The 16,571-nt window shown below is 39.3% G+C and carries 17 protein-coding genes; 3 read left to right on the top strand and 14 right to left on the bottom strand.

Annotated features, from left to right (window positions below):
- Positions 1–241: 241 nt before the first annotated feature.
- Positions 242–715, top strand: coding sequence for a methylated-DNA--[protein]-cysteine S-methyltransferase (locus ABN217_RS16715; RefSeq protein ID WP_196553453.1), 474 nt, complete (start codon positions 242–244; stop codon positions 713–715).
- A gap of 197 nt (positions 716–912) precedes the next feature.
- Positions 913–1,122: a transcription antiterminator/RNA stability regulator CspE gene (cspE, locus tag ABN217_RS16710; protein ID WP_023581133.1), complete on the top strand. Its 210-nt coding sequence runs from the start codon at positions 913–915 to the stop codon at positions 1,120–1,122.
- A 133-nt stretch (positions 1,123–1,255) separates the two neighbouring features.
- Here the strand turns inward: cspE and crcB are convergent, their stop codons facing one another.
- The 10 genes from crcB to rsfS all read right to left on the bottom strand — a co-directional run bounded on the left by crcB (position 1,256) and on the right by rsfS (position 10,160).
- The gene (crcB, locus tag ABN217_RS16705) at positions 1,256–1,630 is read right to left on the bottom strand and encodes a fluoride efflux transporter CrcB (RefSeq protein ID WP_349459644.1); all 375 of its coding nucleotides are present in this window, start codon (positions 1,628–1,630) and stop codon (positions 1,256–1,258) included.
- Positions 1,631–1,643: 13 nt separating this feature from the next.
- Positions 1,644–2,609 (bottom strand): lipoyl synthase, encoded by a 966-nt coding sequence (gene lipA, locus ABN217_RS16700; protein WP_036938585.1) that lies wholly within the window; start codon positions 2,607–2,609, stop codon positions 1,644–1,646.
- 101 nt (positions 2,610–2,710) lie between these two features.
- Positions 2,711–3,355 (bottom strand): lipoyl(octanoyl) transferase LipB, encoded by a 645-nt coding sequence (gene lipB / locus ABN217_RS16695; RefSeq protein WP_072070252.1) that lies wholly within the window; start codon positions 3,353–3,355, stop codon positions 2,711–2,713.
- 163 nt (positions 3,356–3,518) lie between these two features.
- The gene (gene ybeD, locus ABN217_RS16690) at positions 3,519–3,782 is read right to left on the bottom strand and encodes a DUF493 family protein YbeD (protein ID WP_036912266.1); all 264 of its coding nucleotides are present in this window, start codon (positions 3,780–3,782) and stop codon (positions 3,519–3,521) included.
- A 200-nt stretch (positions 3,783–3,982) separates the two neighbouring features.
- A complete protein-coding gene (gene dacA, locus ABN217_RS16685) occupies positions 3,983–5,194 on the bottom strand; it encodes a D-alanyl-D-alanine carboxypeptidase DacA (RefSeq protein ID WP_197269442.1) in 1,212 nt (403 codons plus the stop codon).
- Between the two features lie 120 nt (positions 5,195–5,314).
- Positions 5,315–6,298 (bottom strand): endolytic peptidoglycan transglycosylase RlpA, encoded by a 984-nt coding sequence (gene rlpA / locus ABN217_RS16680; RefSeq protein WP_349459643.1) that lies wholly within the window; start codon positions 6,296–6,298, stop codon positions 5,315–5,317.
- A gap of 10 nt (positions 6,299–6,308) precedes the next feature.
- On the bottom strand, positions 6,309–7,421 hold the full coding sequence (gene mrdB / locus ABN217_RS16675; protein WP_072070249.1) for a peptidoglycan glycosyltransferase MrdB: 1,113 nt from the start codon (positions 7,419–7,421) through the stop codon (positions 6,309–6,311).
- Positions 7,422–7,426: 5 nt separating this feature from the next.
- The gene (gene mrdA / locus ABN217_RS16670) at positions 7,427–9,322 is read right to left on the bottom strand and encodes a peptidoglycan DD-transpeptidase MrdA (protein WP_197269440.1); all 1,896 of its coding nucleotides are present in this window, start codon (positions 9,320–9,322) and stop codon (positions 7,427–7,429) included.
- Positions 9,323–9,360: 38 nt separating this feature from the next.
- Positions 9,361–9,831, bottom strand: a complete 471-nt coding sequence (gene rlmH / locus ABN217_RS16665; protein WP_072070247.1) for a 23S rRNA (pseudouridine(1915)-N(3))-methyltransferase RlmH — start codon at positions 9,829–9,831, stop codon at positions 9,361–9,363.
- Positions 9,832–9,833: 2 nt separating this feature from the next.
- Complete coding sequence (gene rsfS, locus ABN217_RS16660; protein ID WP_006537732.1) at positions 9,834–10,160, bottom strand: ribosome silencing factor; 327 nt, start codon at positions 10,158–10,160, stop codon at positions 9,834–9,836.
- A gap of 555 nt (positions 10,161–10,715) precedes the next feature.
- On the opposite strand from rsfS, the gene ABN217_RS16655 reads away from it, so the two are divergent.
- A complete protein-coding gene (locus ABN217_RS16655) occupies positions 10,716–11,420 on the top strand; it encodes a YbgA family protein (protein ID WP_231619322.1) in 705 nt (234 codons plus the stop codon).
- Positions 11,421–11,426: 6 nt separating this feature from the next.
- Here the strand turns inward: ABN217_RS16655 and nadD are convergent, their stop codons facing one another.
- From nadD to leuS, 4 genes are read right to left on the bottom strand one after another with little or no spacing between them, the layout of a single operon-like run.
- The gene (gene nadD / locus ABN217_RS16650) at positions 11,427–12,098 is read right to left on the bottom strand and encodes a nicotinate-nucleotide adenylyltransferase (RefSeq protein ID WP_196553448.1); all 672 of its coding nucleotides are present in this window, start codon (positions 12,096–12,098) and stop codon (positions 11,427–11,429) included.
- A complete protein-coding gene (gene holA, locus ABN217_RS16645; RefSeq protein WP_340895557.1) occupies positions 12,091–13,125 on the bottom strand; it encodes a DNA polymerase III subunit delta in 1,035 nt (344 codons plus the stop codon). The genes nadD and holA overlap by 8 nt, the downstream gene beginning before the upstream one ends.
- The gene (gene lptE / locus ABN217_RS16640) at positions 13,122–13,670 is read right to left on the bottom strand and encodes an LPS assembly lipoprotein LptE (protein ID WP_115351368.1); all 549 of its coding nucleotides are present in this window, start codon (positions 13,668–13,670) and stop codon (positions 13,122–13,124) included. The genes holA and lptE overlap by 4 nt, the downstream gene beginning before the upstream one ends.
- Before the next feature lie 12 nt (positions 13,671–13,682).
- Positions 13,683–16,265, bottom strand: coding sequence for a leucine--tRNA ligase (gene leuS / locus ABN217_RS16635; RefSeq protein WP_349459642.1), 2,583 nt, complete (start codon positions 16,263–16,265; stop codon positions 13,683–13,685).
- Between the last annotated feature and the right edge of the window lie 306 nt (positions 16,266–16,571).

Genomic DNA, 16,571 nt, shown 5'->3' with positions numbered 1-16,571 from the left:
TCCATAATGAGAAGTATTTAAATACTATATATAGAGTTATTTATTTTCAACCACACAATATATGGTGTTTTTGTGTTTTGATAATGATTATCATTAAAATTAAACAGTTAGCGCACTAATTTTATTTTTTGACCGTGTTATTGATCTATTTTTATTAGATATACAAGTAATTAGATGATTGCTTTATCAATCAAGCATGATTTACTCTTAGTGTTACAGACAAATCAATAGAGAAAATATTATGTACCAAGACTATCTCGATACACCTGTTGGCTTCCCAAAACCTTATATCTCTATTACAGCCAATGAAAAAGGGATCACCAGCCTCTATTTTGTAAATGACAAAGATGTTGCTGTGAATTCAAGCCCCGTAATTAATCAATGCATAAAACAACTAAAAGAGTATTTTGCGGGTAAACGTACCACCTTTTCTGTGCCACTGGCGCCAAAAGGAACAGAATTTCAAAGTCGAGTTTGGACATCATTACAAACGATCCCTTATGGTGAAATTTGGAGTTATAAAAAATTGGCACTTACATTAGGTTCAGTCAATTATTGCAGGGCGGTCGGAATGGCAAATTCACGAAATCCGATTTCTTTAATTATTCCTTGTCATCGTGTTATTGGTCATAACGGTAAGTTAGTCGGTTACACTGGTGGATTAGATATTAAGCGTTGGTTACTTCGATATGAAAAAGTAGAGATTGATGAATAGTTCAGATTGTAAGTATTAAGTATTGTTTCTTAAGTGAACTATGCGTTAAGTCATGGGATTTGTCTGAATATTAATCATTTGGTAGAAAAAAAATGTGAGTTTCGTGATCTAGACTGTGGACAGGGAATCATCATTTTTGTTTTACTATAGCCAACGCAAAACGCTTGCGTTTATTTTCTATTTTAAAGGTAAACTTGATGTCTAAATTAAAAGGTAACGTTAAGTGGTTTAACGAAACTAAAGGTTTTGGTTTTATCACTCCAGAAGATGGCAGCAAAGATGTATTTGTACACTTTTCCGCTATTACATCAGAAGGCTTTAAAACCCTTGCTGAAGGTCAAAAAGTAGAGTTTGAAGTTACTGACGGCGCGAAAGGGCCATCTGCTGCAAACGTTGTCGCTATCTAATTAACGACTTCTTTGAGACAGTAAAAACCCGTTATTAACGGGTTTTTATATTTTATATAGCAAACTCGTTTTTAACGGGGTTTATATTTCTAGAACTAAACCTATTATTTAATAGGCTATTATGGCTCTAATATTACATTTCACGTAATAACCAAAATGCAAATGCTGTCATTAAAAATGAACCCGCTAAGTTAGCCCCCATAGTGCTTAATGCCCATCCAATTTTCCCTTCGGTTAAGAGAGCAACCACTTCAACTGAAAAGGTTGAAAAAGTTGTCAGACCGCCACAAAAGCCTGTTGTCAGCATAATTTTCCAAATAGGATCAATATGTGGTGCTTTGCTAAACCAAGCGATACCAAAGGCAATAATAAATGCACCAATGCCGTTAGCAACAAAGGTGCCTGTGGCAAAATGAGGAAAAATAGAATTTAGGCGGTAGCTAATTAGCCAGCGTAATACGCTACCTAAGCCACCACCTATAAATACAGCAATTGCAATGTTAAGCATAAGAGATTAATTGTTATTTAACCTCAATCCCCTGAGCTTGAAGGTCGGCATGATAAGATGAGCGAACAAAAGGCCCACAAGCAGCATGGGTAAAGCCCATTGCAAGTGCTTGTTCTTTCATATATTCAAACTCGTCAGGACTGACGTAGCGTTGAACAGGAAGATGGTGACGACTTGGTTGTAAATATTGCCCTAATGTCAGCATCGTTACCCCATGTTTGCGCAGATCACGCATAACGTCAATAATTTCTTCGTTGGTTTCCCCAAGGCCTACCATCAGGCCTGATTTTGTTGGAATATCAGGGTGTGCTTGTTTAAAGCGTTCTAATAGCGTTAATGACCATTGATAGTTAGCACCAGGGCGTACTTGACGATAAACGCGAGGTACATTCTCTAAGTTATGGTTAAAGACATCTGGTGGAGTGTCTGTAAGGATCTCAAGTGCTTTATCCATACGACCACGGAAATCAGGTACTAGTGTTTCAATACGAATAGTAGGATTCTTTGCACGAATAGCGGAGATACAATCTGCAAAATGCTGAGCACCGCCATCACGCAAGTCATCACGGTCTACTGAGGTGATAACGACATAGCGTAATCCCATATCTTTAATAGTTTGTGCGAGTTTCTCTGGCTCTTGTGGATCAGGAGCATTTGGTCGGCCATGTGCTACATCACAAAATGGGCAACGGCGTGTACAGATTGCGCCCAAGATCATAAAGGTTGCTGTTCCATGATTAAAACACTCTGCGAGGTTAGGACAAGATGCCTCTTCGCATACAGAATGAAGACCATTTTTACGCATTGCCGCTTTGATGCCCTGAATTTTACTTGAATCAGCGGGCAGCTTTATTTTCATCCAATCAGGTTTGCGTAGCAGTTGTTCACGTTCTGTAGCGACCGTTTTAACAGGAATAAGTGCCATTTTATCGGCGTCGCGATATTTAACTCCGCGTTCCATCTGAATAGGTTTACTCATAATTGTGCCAGTTCCAGTTATCTAGAGTGATTAACACGATGTGACTGAGGTAATCAGGGTTTTAAAAAAAAATGACAAATGTTAAAAAAATTATAGCATTTTTATTGCTGTGGTTGGAATCCTAGTTGTGTACAAAAATGCTTAACTAATAATGGTGCTACCTGTATCGTTGTCGTATTAGGAGCAAAATCAATTAACTGTGTCATTTTCAGATCAGAATAACCACAAGGATTTATTCGTGAAAAAGGTGATAAATCCATATCGATATTGAGGGCTAAACCATGAAAGGAGCAACCTTTACGAATACGTAGCCCTAATGAACAGATTTTATCGCCTTTCACATATACGCCCGGTGCATCAGCGCGAGCATAGGCCTCTACATTAAATTCCGCTAGCGTATCAATAACGGTATTTTCAAGTGCTGTGACTAGTTGTCGAACACCAATATGGTTACGTTTTAAGTCCACTAAAACATACATGACTTGTTGACCAGGGCCATGATAAGTCACCTGACCACCACGATCAGATTGAATAACAGGAATAGTTCCTGTGTTTAATAAGTGTTCAGCTTTACCTGCTTGGCCTTGAGTAAAAACTTGTTCATGCTGAACGAGCCATATTTCATCAGGCGTGTGACTTTCCCGTTTCTCCGTAAACTGATGCATAGAATCAGAAACCGGTAAGTAGGGTTTCACACCTAATTGGCGAATAATGATTGTTTTGTCTTGCACCGTGAAAATCTTCATTTGTAGCGTAATTGTGAAGAGCAGTATAACGCCCCAGTAAATGAACTACCAGATTGAGATGTTTTTTTTCCGAAGAGGAGAGGAAAAGGAACATAATTAAGATAAGAAAAAGCGCCTGAGTAAAAGGCGCTTTTGGAAAATTCATCATTTTTAAATTAAAGGGTTACAGAACCATACGAACGAGTTCAAGCTCGCCTAACTCTTTATACAGTGTTTCTACTTGATCGATATGGGTTGCATTGATCGTAATAGAAACTGAATGGTAATTGCCTTTACTGCTTGGTTTTACAGAAGGAGTATAATCACCGGGTGCGTGGCGTTGAATAACTTCAACGACTTGATCCACTAATTCTGGTTTTGCATGACCCATCACTTTATAAGTGAAAGAACATGGGAACTCTAACAGTTCATTTAATTTTGTTTTCATCATAATGTAATTCCTTAAGACAACAGACACTGTTGTTTTAATTATCTATATCTACACCTAATCTTGACAAATAAAAAGCGCATTCCTTAATAATTAAGGAATGCGATACTGGTAATTAGGGTAAATAGGGGAATGGTAAGTGTGTTTATGCCAATATTCATATGTAAGTTATATGTGGTCACATTTACCTTTTTCAAGTCTTAGCCAAACCAGTGTGAGAATAATAATTTGATGTAATCGATAATGCGGCTAAAGAAGCCACCTTCTTTTACTTCATTCATCACCACGAGTGGACGTTGCTCAATAATTTGCCCATCAAGTTGGAAATTAATAGTTCCAACAACTTGGTTTTTAGTGACTGGGGCATGTAATTCCACATTATCAAGGATATAGCTTGCTTTTAAATCTTTTAATCGACCACGAGGAATAGTTAAATAAACATCTTTATCTACGCCTAATTGTACTTTATCTGTTTCACCGTACCAAATTGGTTCAGCTGCAAACTCTTTACCTACTTGTAGTGGTTTTACTGTTTCAAAAAAGCGAAAACCCCAAGTTAGCAGTTTTTTACTTTCAGCATCACGACCTTTAGATGAATGACCACCCATTACAGCTGAAATTAAGCGCATATTACCTTCAGTTGCAGAGGCAACTAAGTTATAACCTGCTGAGGAAGTGTGGCCTGTTTTAATACCATCCACATTTAAACTGCTATCCCATAACAATCCATTTCGGTTTGTTTGGCGGATATTGTTATAGGTATACTCTTTCTCTTTGTAGATGGCATATTCGTCAGGTACATCACGAATTAATGCTGCACCAATTAACGCCATATCACGAGCAGAGCTATATTGCCCAGGAGCATCAAGTCCATGAACTGTTTGAAATTGGGTGTTTTTTAAACCAAGACGTTTAACGTAATCATTCATCATGGTGACAAATGTATCTTGGCTACCGGCGACATAAGAGGCCATTGCCACACAAGCATCATTACCTGATTGCAAATTAATGCCACGGGTTAATTGTGCGACAGTAACTTGGTCGCCAGGTTTTAAAAACATTAAAGAGGAGCCACGAAAAATAGGATTGCCCGTTGCCCATGCTTCTTCACCAATTGGCACGATATCGTTATTAGTAATTTTGCCTGCACGAATAGATTGCCCAATAACATAACTGGTCATCATTTTGGTTAAACTCGCAGGATCACGACGAACATCGGCATTCATTTCAGCCAGCACTTTCCCAGAATTATAATCAATAAGAATATAAGATTCGGCTTCGATATTAGGAACAGCGGGTATCATTGTTTTTAGTGAATCATCAGCCAAGCTTTGATGCGTTACTGTCAATAAAGCAAAAGTGGCACTTAATAGGCTCGTTCTTAGTAATTTAGCTGGGAGTGTCTGTTTCATTCTGTTGTTTAATCCGAAAATTCAGGGGAAAATAGGGGCTAATAAATAAAATATCAGCAAAACCAGGCGATTCTACGCTTGAATTTGCTGATATAAAAAGGATTTTACGTCATCTTACCTTTATTGGGTAATAATAAACCCAGAGATATCTTTAACTTGTTTCAGCTTATTTTTTATTGCTTCGGCTTGATCTTTTGAGGAATAAGGGCCGAGTTGTACCTTATATAGTCCATCTGTTTTATTAATCACGCCTTGAGTACCAAATGATGACAATAAATCATTGAGCCAAAACTGAGCATTATTTTCATTACTAAGTGCGCCAACTTGCACATAAAAGCCTTGCGCTATGGAGTTTGATAGTAATACTGGAGCTGGAGCTGGAGCTGGAGCTGGAGCTGGAGCTGGAGCTGGAGCTGGAGCTGTAATTTTTGCTTCCGGTTGTGCTGGTGGCTCAATAGGCATATTAGCAGGTGTTGATGTTGTTAATGGCGTAGATGTTGTTGATTGAGCATTAAAATTAGGGCGTTCGGGTAAAGCTGTTGTTTTCTTCTCAATTTGAGCCCCATGTGTACCAATACCACTCATATGGCCATTTTGATCGACAACAATTCCTTCAATTTGCAATGGTGTTGTTGGCATTAAACGCAAACTATCAGAAACAGCGGGAGTGACTTGGATTTGTTTACCGTTGACGTAGGGGCCACGGTCATTGATCCTGACAACCATTGTGCGCCCATTGAGTAAGTTTGTGATTTTTACATAACTTGGTATGGGTAATGTAGGATGTGCGGCTGCAAATTCATAAGGATTGACACGTTCACCAATAGTCGTTAAACGACTCATAGCTAAGCTATCATAAACAATAGCTTCTCCTCGCTCACTAAAGTTTGCGGGATCAGTCACAATACGATAGATCATACCATTTTTTCGGTAATCTTGATTTGCTGTTGGGTGATAAGGCTCGTAACGAGGTTCAGCACCAAGAACACGTTGAGCTGGCACATTGGGTAATGGTGCAGGCTGTTTATTTGTGTTCGGCTTATCAACAACACATCCTGAAAGTAGCAATGCACTGATACCTACCAAAACCCATTGCAGACGCATAGAAACCTCATTATAAACTTTTCGATAATAGTTTTCGGTGTGTATGAATAGACATAACAATGCCAAATCCTGCCATCAAGACAATTAGGGCAGAGCCTCCATAACTCATTAGCGGTAACGGAACACCGACAACAGGAAGAATACCACTCACCATTCCTATGTTGACAAAGACATAGACAAAGAAGATTAACATTAGTCCGCCAATCATTACTCTACCAAATGTATTTTGTGCTTTCGTTGCAAGGTAAAGGCCTCGCGCAATTAAGAGTATATAAAGAGCTAGCAGTATCAAAACACCAATTAATCCGAGTTCTTCAGCCAATACAGCAAAAATAAAGTCTGTATGGCGCTCTGGTAAGAATTCTAATTGAGATTGCGTGCCTTGTAACCATCCTTTTCCATGTAATCCGCCAGAACCAATGGCAATTTTAGATTGGATGATATGATATCCGGCGCCGAGTGGATCAGATTCAGGGTCAAGTAGCATCATTACCCTAGCTTGTTGGTAATCATGCATAAGGAAAAACCAGAGTATGGGGATAAAAGCAGCAACAAGAACTATGGCTACAGTGATAAGACGCCAACTCATTCCCGCGAGAAAAAGAACAAATAAACCCGATGCAGCGACAAGAATGGATGTTCCTAAATCTGGCTGTGCTGCGACTAATAACGTTGGTACAAAAATAAGTACCAAAGCAATAGCAGTATTACGCAACGTAGGCGGGCAGATATCTCGGTTCATAAATCGTGCTACCATTAATGGTACGGCAATTTTAGCAATTTCTGAAGGTTGGAAACGTACAATACCTAAATCTAGCCAACGTTGAGCACCTTTACTTATTTGACCAAAGACATCAACAAGAATAAGCAAAATAACGCAAAAGAAATAGAGATGTGGAGCCCAGCTTTCATAGACTCGTGGTGGAATTTGAGCCATGACTATCATGATCATAAAACCCATACCAATCTGACCTAATTTGCGCTGCATCATTTCTGGATCTTGGCCACTTGCACTCCACATAATAAATGCGCTGTATCCCAATAAAGCAATAATACAGAGCAAGAATAAAGGGTCGATATGGACTCGAGTCCAGAAGGATTTTTTCTTATTATTTTCAGTCATAATGATTATTCCTCTGAACCGCGTGGAGCAGGTGGCGAATCAGGTAACACTGTGTTGTTATCACCTAGGAGAATGTGGTCAAGAATTTGTCTTGTAATATCACCGACAGAAGGGCCAGCACCACCATTTTCTAAAATAATTGCTATAGCAACAGTCGGCTCATCATAAGGCGCAAAGGCAATCATCAGTTTGTGGTCACGAAGATGTTCAGCCAATTGGCTAGCATTGTATGTTTCATAACTAAACACCTGCGCAGTTCCTGATTTAGCTGCTACTTTATAAGGAGCATCAGCAAAACTTCGGCGACCTGTACCATTAGGGAAGTTAGCCACGCCATACATACCATGTTTTGCTAATTCCCAATAGCCAGAGTTAATATCACCAATTTGACGGGTTTCGGTATCAATATAAGGCAACATTTCATTACCAAGTTTCGTACCGTAAAGTAGGTGAGGAGTTTTAACTTGACCATCATTAATCAATGTCATTAAAGCTTTTGCCATTTGAATTGGCGTTGCGGTCCAATAACCTTGACCAATCCCTACAGGGATCGTGTCACCTTGATACCAAGGTTTTTTATAACGTTGCTGTTTCCACTCACGCGTTGGCATGATGCCATTACGCTCTTCGGATAGATCGATTCCGGTGTATTCGCCATAGCCAAATCGGCCCATCCAAGTTGATATACGATCGATTCCCATATCATAAGCAACTTGATAGAAAAATGTATCTGCAGACTCAACAATGGACTTGGTAACATTGAGTTTACCATGCCCCCAGCGTTTCCAGTCACGATAGCGTTTTTCAGAGCCAGGAAGTTGCCACCAGCCAGGATCGTGAATAGTCGTATTTGCGGTGATAACCCCTTCACTTAATGCAGCAACAGACATAAAGGGTTTAACCGTTGAAGCTGGAGGATAGAGGCCTTGTGTCGTTCGATTTATTAGTGGTCTATCAGGATTATTTAGTAATCCTTGATAATCAGTATTAGAAATACCGCCCACAAATAAGTTCGGATCATAACTTGGGTTTGATACAAGGGCTAAAATTTCACCATTGCGAGGATCAGTCACTACAACAGCAGCCCGGCTTGTGGTAAGTAATGTTTCAATATAGGTCTGTAATTCAAGATCAACGGTAAGGTAAATATCTTTACCTGCTTGTGGTGGTTGTTCATGTAATTGGCGAATAACGCGACCACGGCTATTGACTTCAACTTCTTCATAGCCCGTTGTTCCGTGTAATACAGACTCATAATAACGTTCAATACCTAATTTACCGATATCATGAGTAGCGGCGTAGTTAGGTGACAAACCTTCTTTATCAAGTCGTTCAACATCTTTATCGTTAATTTTTGCAACATAACCAATTACATGTGTTAATGCTGAACCATAAGGATAATAACGGCGTTGATAACCTTTGATTTCTAAGCCCGGATAACGATATTGATTGATAGCAAAACGCGCAACTTGCACTTGGCTAAGTGTGGTTTTTAAGGGAATAGAGCTAAATCGACGAGAGCGCTTACGTTCTTTTTCAAAAGCTGCGATATCTTCATCAGTTAAGTCAACAACCTCTCTCAAACTTTCAAGCGTTTCTTGTAAGTTTGTTACCTTTTCAGGTACGACTTCTAACTGGTAGATAGTCCGATTAAGCGCAAGAGGGATCCCTTTGCGATCATAAATAATGCCACGACTAGGTGCAATTGGGACGAGTTTAATTCGGTTATCATTTGAACGTGTTTGATAATCGTCATGGCGAGCGATTTGTAAGTGATTGAGGTTAAAAACCAAAATACCACTTAATATGATAATTACTGAAAATGCGACGATCACACGGCGGATAAATAATTTTGATTCCGCAGTATAATCTCGAAACGGGGTACGTTTTTTTCTCTTCATCCCATTTGACTTCACTTACTGACCCGCCAATTTATTGATTATTCACGATGATAAGGATGGTTTGTCGTAATACTCCATGCTCGATAAAGGCTTTCTGCAACCACGACACGAACAAGGGGGTGTGGCATTGTTAAAGGAGATAAAGACCAGCTTTGCTCAGCTGCAGCTTTACAAGCAGGTGCTAATCCTTCAGGGCCACCAATTAATAAGCTGACATTTCTACCATCAAGCTTCCATCGATCAAGTTGTTCTGCAAGTTTTGGCGTATCCCAGCGAGCGCCAGGAATATCAAGAGTGACAATACGATTCCCTTTACCCACAGTCGCTAACATTTGTTCGCCTTCTTTTTCGAGAATGCGTTTAATATCGGCATTCTTTCCGCGTTTACCTGCGGGTATCTCAATAAGTTCTAAAGGCATGTCTTTGGGAAATCGATTAAGATAATCCATAAAGCCGGTCTGTATCCAGTCCGGCATTTTTGTACCAACGGCAATGAGCTGTAATTTCAAACTCAGCTCCAGAGTTTTTCAAGTTCGTACATACGACGGCTATCTTCTTGCATTACGTGTACCATGGCTTCACCAAGATCGACGACAATCCAATCAGAAACACCTTGTCCTTCCACACCTAAAGGTTGTAATCCCGCTTCGCGACAATCATCAACGAGATTATCTGCAACAGACATAAGATGTCTGCTTGATGTACCTGTGCAAATAATCATGTAATCCGTTACACTTGATTTTCCACGGACATCTAATGCAATGATGTCTTGAGCTTTAGAATCTTCAAGTTTATCAATAATAAATTGTTGTAATTCAGAACCTTGCAAAAGGATCACCTTTAATCTAATGAGTTAATTCAATCGAAAAATACTATACTCGTTATACATCAGTTTGCAGTATTGTTGACTAGGTTTATTTTTACTAGTTGCAGATTTTTGTCTGCTTTTAGTGACCATTTACTTGTCGTTTTACTGTACTTCGAATTATTTAGAGTATGAACGCTATTTTAAAGGAATTTATACCAATAAATCTATTTTACTCGATGAGTAATTCCAGTTAGCGATAACAAGAACATAAACCTCATTCTTTTGTTTTTCGACGTTTGATTTAGAAAAATTCATGTATGCCCATTAACTGCGTCATAATCAATAATAAAAAGAAGGCATATAAGGACTTTTCAGTTAGACGACAGTTTTACCTTACAGTTCCCTTAAGGGAACAGAGGGTGAGAATAACAGCTAAACATCGTCTGTCAATGCTCATCAAGCACCTAATTAGATGTGTTTTTACTTTGTTAGCTTCAGATTATACCGTGTAATGCTCAGACTTTTTAATTGGAGAGAAAAAGAATGGAAAGAAAAGTGAATTATCTCGGGATATCTTCAGAAATTATGAGTAACACCAATCACCAATTGCAAGAAAAGTTAGCATTGCTTTGTGACACGGTTCAGGCGGAAAAGATAAGCATTATGCAGATAGATGCTCAAAATAGAGATAATCTGTTGCCACTTTATGGTTATGTTGGAAAAAAAGGAGACAGCCTTTCCTCACCCTCGAATTTTACTTTACCTCAATTAAATATTAATCAACTTTTACAGCCTATTGTTCTTGACCATTTTCTTACCCAATTTTTCACACTGTTTGATTACCAACAACAGGTTAATCAATCATTAACTAAAGGGGCTTTAGTTAAATTTCATAGTCGATATAAATATTTAATTATGGCTTATTCACTAGTGGCTTATCGAGAATTGGGACGTGACATTGCTAATTTTTCTGATGCTATTCCCCTTGAACAAGTTGCATCGAAATATCAGGAAAAGCTAATGAAGGCATTTAGTGTTGCTGCAAATAGAGAAGGGCAAACTAATGCGTTAATGCATATGGCAGGGTATTTTAAGCGAAATCTAAGCTCACAACAAAAACAAGAGATGGCGCAGACAATTTTACAATATCGTCAAGGTATTGTGCCTTTATCTAAACCTTATGATTTACTCAAATATTGGTTAGCCATTTATCCTAATGAGTATTTGAGCCATCAACGCTATTTTTCACCTTATCCGTTCGCTTTTAATTATTTAAGAGAGCAACTTTAGCCTTAATTATTTATAGAGTTGTTGCTGGCGAATATAGTCTTCGACAGAACTTGGTAGCAAATCGTGACAATCTAATCCTGCTTTATGGCGAGCACGAATATCTGTTGCTGAAATATTATAAAGAGGCGTATCAGCCAGAAAAATTTTGCCAGAAGGTAAGCAATGAATATCTTCTTGTTGATTGGTTTGATGTTTTTTTAGCCACTTCTGCATTTGGGCTGACTCAAAATGAGTTTGATAACCCGGGCGAGCGCAAACTAACAAATGGCATACATCTAATAGCTTTTCCCATTGATGCCACGTATTAATCGAAAGTAATGAATCCTGACCAATAATAAATGCTAAAGGTTGTTTATTACCAATTTCTTGTCTGAAATCTCTTAATGTCTCAATAGTATAAGAAGGTGTTGGCTTCTCAAGCTCACGAGTATCCACTTTAAATGAAGAATATGGCTCAAGAGCAAGACGTACCATATCAAGGCGTTGCTGAGAAGATGCTTCAGGCTGTGGGCGATGAGGAGGAATATTATTGGGTAGCCACACCACTTCTTTTAAACCAATTAATCCTGAAAGTGCTTCAACAGGACGTAAATGCCCATAATGAATTGGATCAAATGTGCCACCATATAAGGCGATAGCTTGATTAATTAAAGGTGTAGGATCATTATTTTTAGGCATAATTTACAAATCCTTCTGGTAATGCTTTCCCACAAAGCAATAAGCCTAATGCGCTAAGAGATGGCCAAACAGTTTGACCATAATCTTGTTTAATAGTCATTTCAATACTGGCTAATAACCGTATTGCAGTTAGCAGTTGATGCTCAGATAAACGTTGTAATGCTGCTGTAAAAATTGGACGTCGGTTTTGCCAAATTCGATGTTTATCAAAAATAGTTTTTAACGCGGCAGTTTTAGATTCTCGGTGCAGCGTAATTAATTGCATTAACTCACGTTGTAACGTTCTGAGTAAAATAACAGGTTCGCTATCTTCTCTTTTGAGTTGTTGTAAAATATGCCATGCGCGTTGTGTCTTACCTGCAAGCAATGCATCAACCCAGTGATAAGGGGTAAAATGTGAAGCGTCATTAACAGCTGCTTCTACTCTAGGTAATGTCAATTTACCATCAGGATAAAGTAGGGAAAGACGCTCTATCGCCTGTGCTAATGCGAGCAAATTACCTTCATAGCAGTAGCAAAGTAGTTGGTTACCTTGTTCATCCAGCACTAATCCTTTTTGTTTTGCTCGACGAGAAACCCAATTAGGCAATTTATCAAGTTCAGGTGTGAGACAAGAAACATATGTTCCATTCTGGCTTAATGTTTTAAACCATTCACTGTTTTCTTGAGCCTTGGTTAGTTTATTGCCACGTAAAATCAATAATAAATCTTGGTGTAACTCTTGAGATAACCTTGTGAGTTTCTCTGACATAGCTGCATTAGGACCACTATCAGGTAAATGAAGCAAAATAGATTGTCTTTGAGAAAAAAGGCTTAGTGATTGACAAAGGGAGTAAATTTCATTCCAGTCCGTATTATTATCAAGAGTAAATTGATAGTGTTCAATAAATCCTTGGGCTTTAGCAGCGGATTGGATGGTATCTTGAGACTCTTGGAGCAATAGAGGTTCATTGCCCCAGAGTAGATAACTTTGGCGCAGCCCCTCTTGGAGCTGCGCATTCAGTTGTTCTGGATATAAGCGGATCATTTGGCCGGAGAGATTATCTGTTTTGCTTGCTCAGCTTGTGCGGCTTTTTGGCGTTCAGCATTATGAACAACCAATAGTTTACGCACTAATATTGCTGTTGCTTGTTCACGCATTTCTTGCTTGATAATGTCATTCTCAGCATCTTTTGCTAATGCCTCTAATGGGTTATCGAAGAATGGGCGTGAAACCTGTGATGAAATAGGGTAAATCGTTCCATCTGGCATAATCACTTGCGCATCTAGCACAAATGTTAGCTGACGTTCTGCTGATTTACCGTCTTGATACACAGAAACGGTCTCTTTACTCTCTGACGAACCTACAATTTTGAGAATAGGAATATCGGCTGTTGGATTTTCAACAAGCTGAACATCACTAAGTCTGAGTTGTTGACGCATTACACGAGATAATGGGCCATAAGGGTCACCAGAGCTAAGATAAAGCGTTTTTAATTCTGCTGGAACCTGAGTTTTCCCTTGTAAATGAAAACCGCAGCCAGCGGTGATTAACACCGCTAAACCGAAAAATAGCGAAAGTAGATATCGCACTAGGCCTCCTTATCAGCCAACAACGATGTTCAGTAATTTTCCTGGAACGTAAATGACTTTACGAATAGTCACATCTTCCAAGTATTTAGCAACACTGTACTCTTTTGTCGCCATTTCCTGAACATATTCTTTTTCTGAATTAGCTGGAACAGTGACACGGCCACGAACTTTACCATTCACTTGAACAATAATCAGTTTAGTGTCATCAATCATGGCTTCTTCATCAGCAACAGGCCATGGCGCAACATCAACATCTTCTTTTCCACCTAATGCCTGCCACATCACAAAACAAGCGTGAGGAATGATTGGAGAAAGCATACGAACGATGGCTTCTAATGCTTCTTGCATTAATGCACGATCTTGCTCTGTTTCTTGACTTGCACGAGTTAATTTATTCATTAACTCCATGATGGCTGCAATTGCGGTATTGAAAGCTAAGCGGCGACCTATATCATCAGATACTTTTGCGATAGTTTTATGTAAGTCACGGCGTAAATCTTTTTGTTCTTCTGTTAGTGCAGACAGATCAAGTGATTGCGCTGTTCCTTTTTGAGTGTGTTCATGAACTAAACGCCACAAACGACGTAAGAAACGGTTAGCACCTTCAACACTAGACTCTTGCCATTCAAGTGTTAATTCTGGTGGAGCTGCAAACATCATAAATAAACGGACGGTGTCTGCACCATAACGTTCAACCATTGTTTGTGGGTCGATACCGTTATTTTTAGATTTAGACATTTTGCTCATGCCAGCATAAGTCAGTTCATGACCAGCACTGTCAGTCGCTTTTATGATGCGGTTTTTCTCATCACGTTCAACAATGGCTTCAGCAGGAGATACCCAATGACGAGCACCGTCTTCACCTGTGTGATAGAACGCATCAGCTAACACCATACCTTGACATAGTAAACGTTTTGCTGGTTCATCAGAGTTAACTAAACCTGCATCACGCATCAGTTTATGGAAGAAGCGGAAATACATTAAGTGCATGATGGCGTGTTCAATACCACCAATATACCAGTCAACAGGTAACCAATAGTTAGCTGCCTTTGGATCTAACATGCCTTTATCGTAATCAGGACAGGTATAACGAGCGTAATACCAAGATGATTCCATAAAGGTGTCAAACGTATCTGTTTCACGCAGTGCTGGCTGGCCATTAATGGTGGTTTTTGCCCACTCAGGATCGGCTTTAATTGGACTGGTGATCCCGTCCATTTTTACATCTTCTGGCAGGATAACGGGAAGTTGATCTTCAGGAACAGGAACAACAGTACCGTCTTCTAAGGTTGCCATTGGAATTGGTGCACCCCAGTAACGTTGGCGAGAAACACCCCAGTCACGTAAACGGTAGTTAACTTTGCGTTCACCAACACCCATTAGTGCAAGTTTGTCTGCAATAGCATTAAAGCCTGCTTGATTATCTAAACCAGAGAATTCACCAGAGTTGATCAGGCTATTTTTCTCGGTTAATGCACCTTCAGATAAGTCAGGTTGGTTACCTTCAGCATCAGCAATAACAGCTTTAATAGGTAAGTTATATTTGGTTGCAAATTCCCAGTCACGTTCATCATGACCTGGAACAGCCATCACGGCACCCGTGCCGTATTCCATTAAAACAAAGTTAGCGACCCAAATAGCCACTTTTTCTTTAGTTAATGGGTGAATGGCATAAAGACCAGTGGCAATCCCTTTTTTCTCCATCGTTGCCATATCGGCTTCTGCCATTTTCATGTTACGGCATTCATCAACGAAGTGTTGAACTTCAGGATTGCTTTGAGCTGCTTTTTGCGCTAATGGATGACCTGCTGCAACAGCGACATAAGTAACACCCATAAAGGTATCAGGACGTGTTGTATAAACTGTCATTTTGTCGTCGCTATCTGCAACATCAAATGTGATTTCGACGCCTTCTGAACGGCCAATCCAGTTACGTTGCATGGTTTTAACTTGTTCAGGCCATTCATCTAACGTATCTAAATCGTTTAACAGTTCTTCTGCGTAATCGGTAATTTTGATAAACCACTGTGGAATTTCTTTACGTTCTACAGGGGTATCACAACGCCAGCAACAGCCGTCAATAACTTGTTCGTTAGCTAATACGGTTAAATCATGTGGGCACCAGTTAACAGCAGAGGTTTTTTTATACACTAAGCCTTTCTCATATAGCTTAGTAAAGAACCACTGTTCCCAACGATAATATTCTGGTGTACACGTTGTGACTTCACGATCCCAATCGTAACCAAAACCCAGTTTCTTTAACTGGTTTTTCATGTAATCGATGTTTTCATAAGTCCACGGTGCAGGCGCGGTGTTATTTTTTACTGCGGCACCTTCAGCAGGTAGGCCAAACGCATCCCAACCGATAGGTTGTAAGACGTTTTTACCTTGCATACGTTGATAACGGGAAATCACGTCACCAATGGTGTAGTTGCGGACGTGTCCCATGTGTAGTCGGCCAGAAGGATAAGGTAGCATTGACAGGCAGTAATATTTTTCTTTGTTATTATCTTCTGTCACTTTAAATGTATTGTTCTTTTCCCAGTATTCCTGGATAGTTTGCTCTATATCTTCGGGACGATATTGTTCTTGCATGGCACCGATAATCCTATGGTGAATTAATGGCTACCGGAGGGTAACCGCTATTATGAAATTAAGACTTGCATAGCATAGCTGATTTTGTCTAATAGCCACAACTATTGATCTTAATGAAAGCCACTGTTTGCATAACTTTTTCAAGACAATTGCGAGATATCTTGGAAAGCGTTAAAACAAAAAGAGAATAAATGCGTATTTTCTAGAAAAATAATGGTGATATTGCGAGAAAATAAGATTACTTGGTATTTGGTTGCGAGGTTATTCAAAATTATTATTTGAGGCTGACGTGCTAAGAAAGCACGC

This window comes from Proteus sp. fly-1067 (genome assembly GCF_040139345.1).
Classification (GTDB): Bacteria; Pseudomonadota; Gammaproteobacteria; order Enterobacterales; family Enterobacteriaceae; genus Proteus; species Proteus vulgaris_B.
The sequence above is the reverse complement of the archived record's forward strand: the minus strand, read 5'-3'. Positions and strand labels throughout refer to the sequence as shown.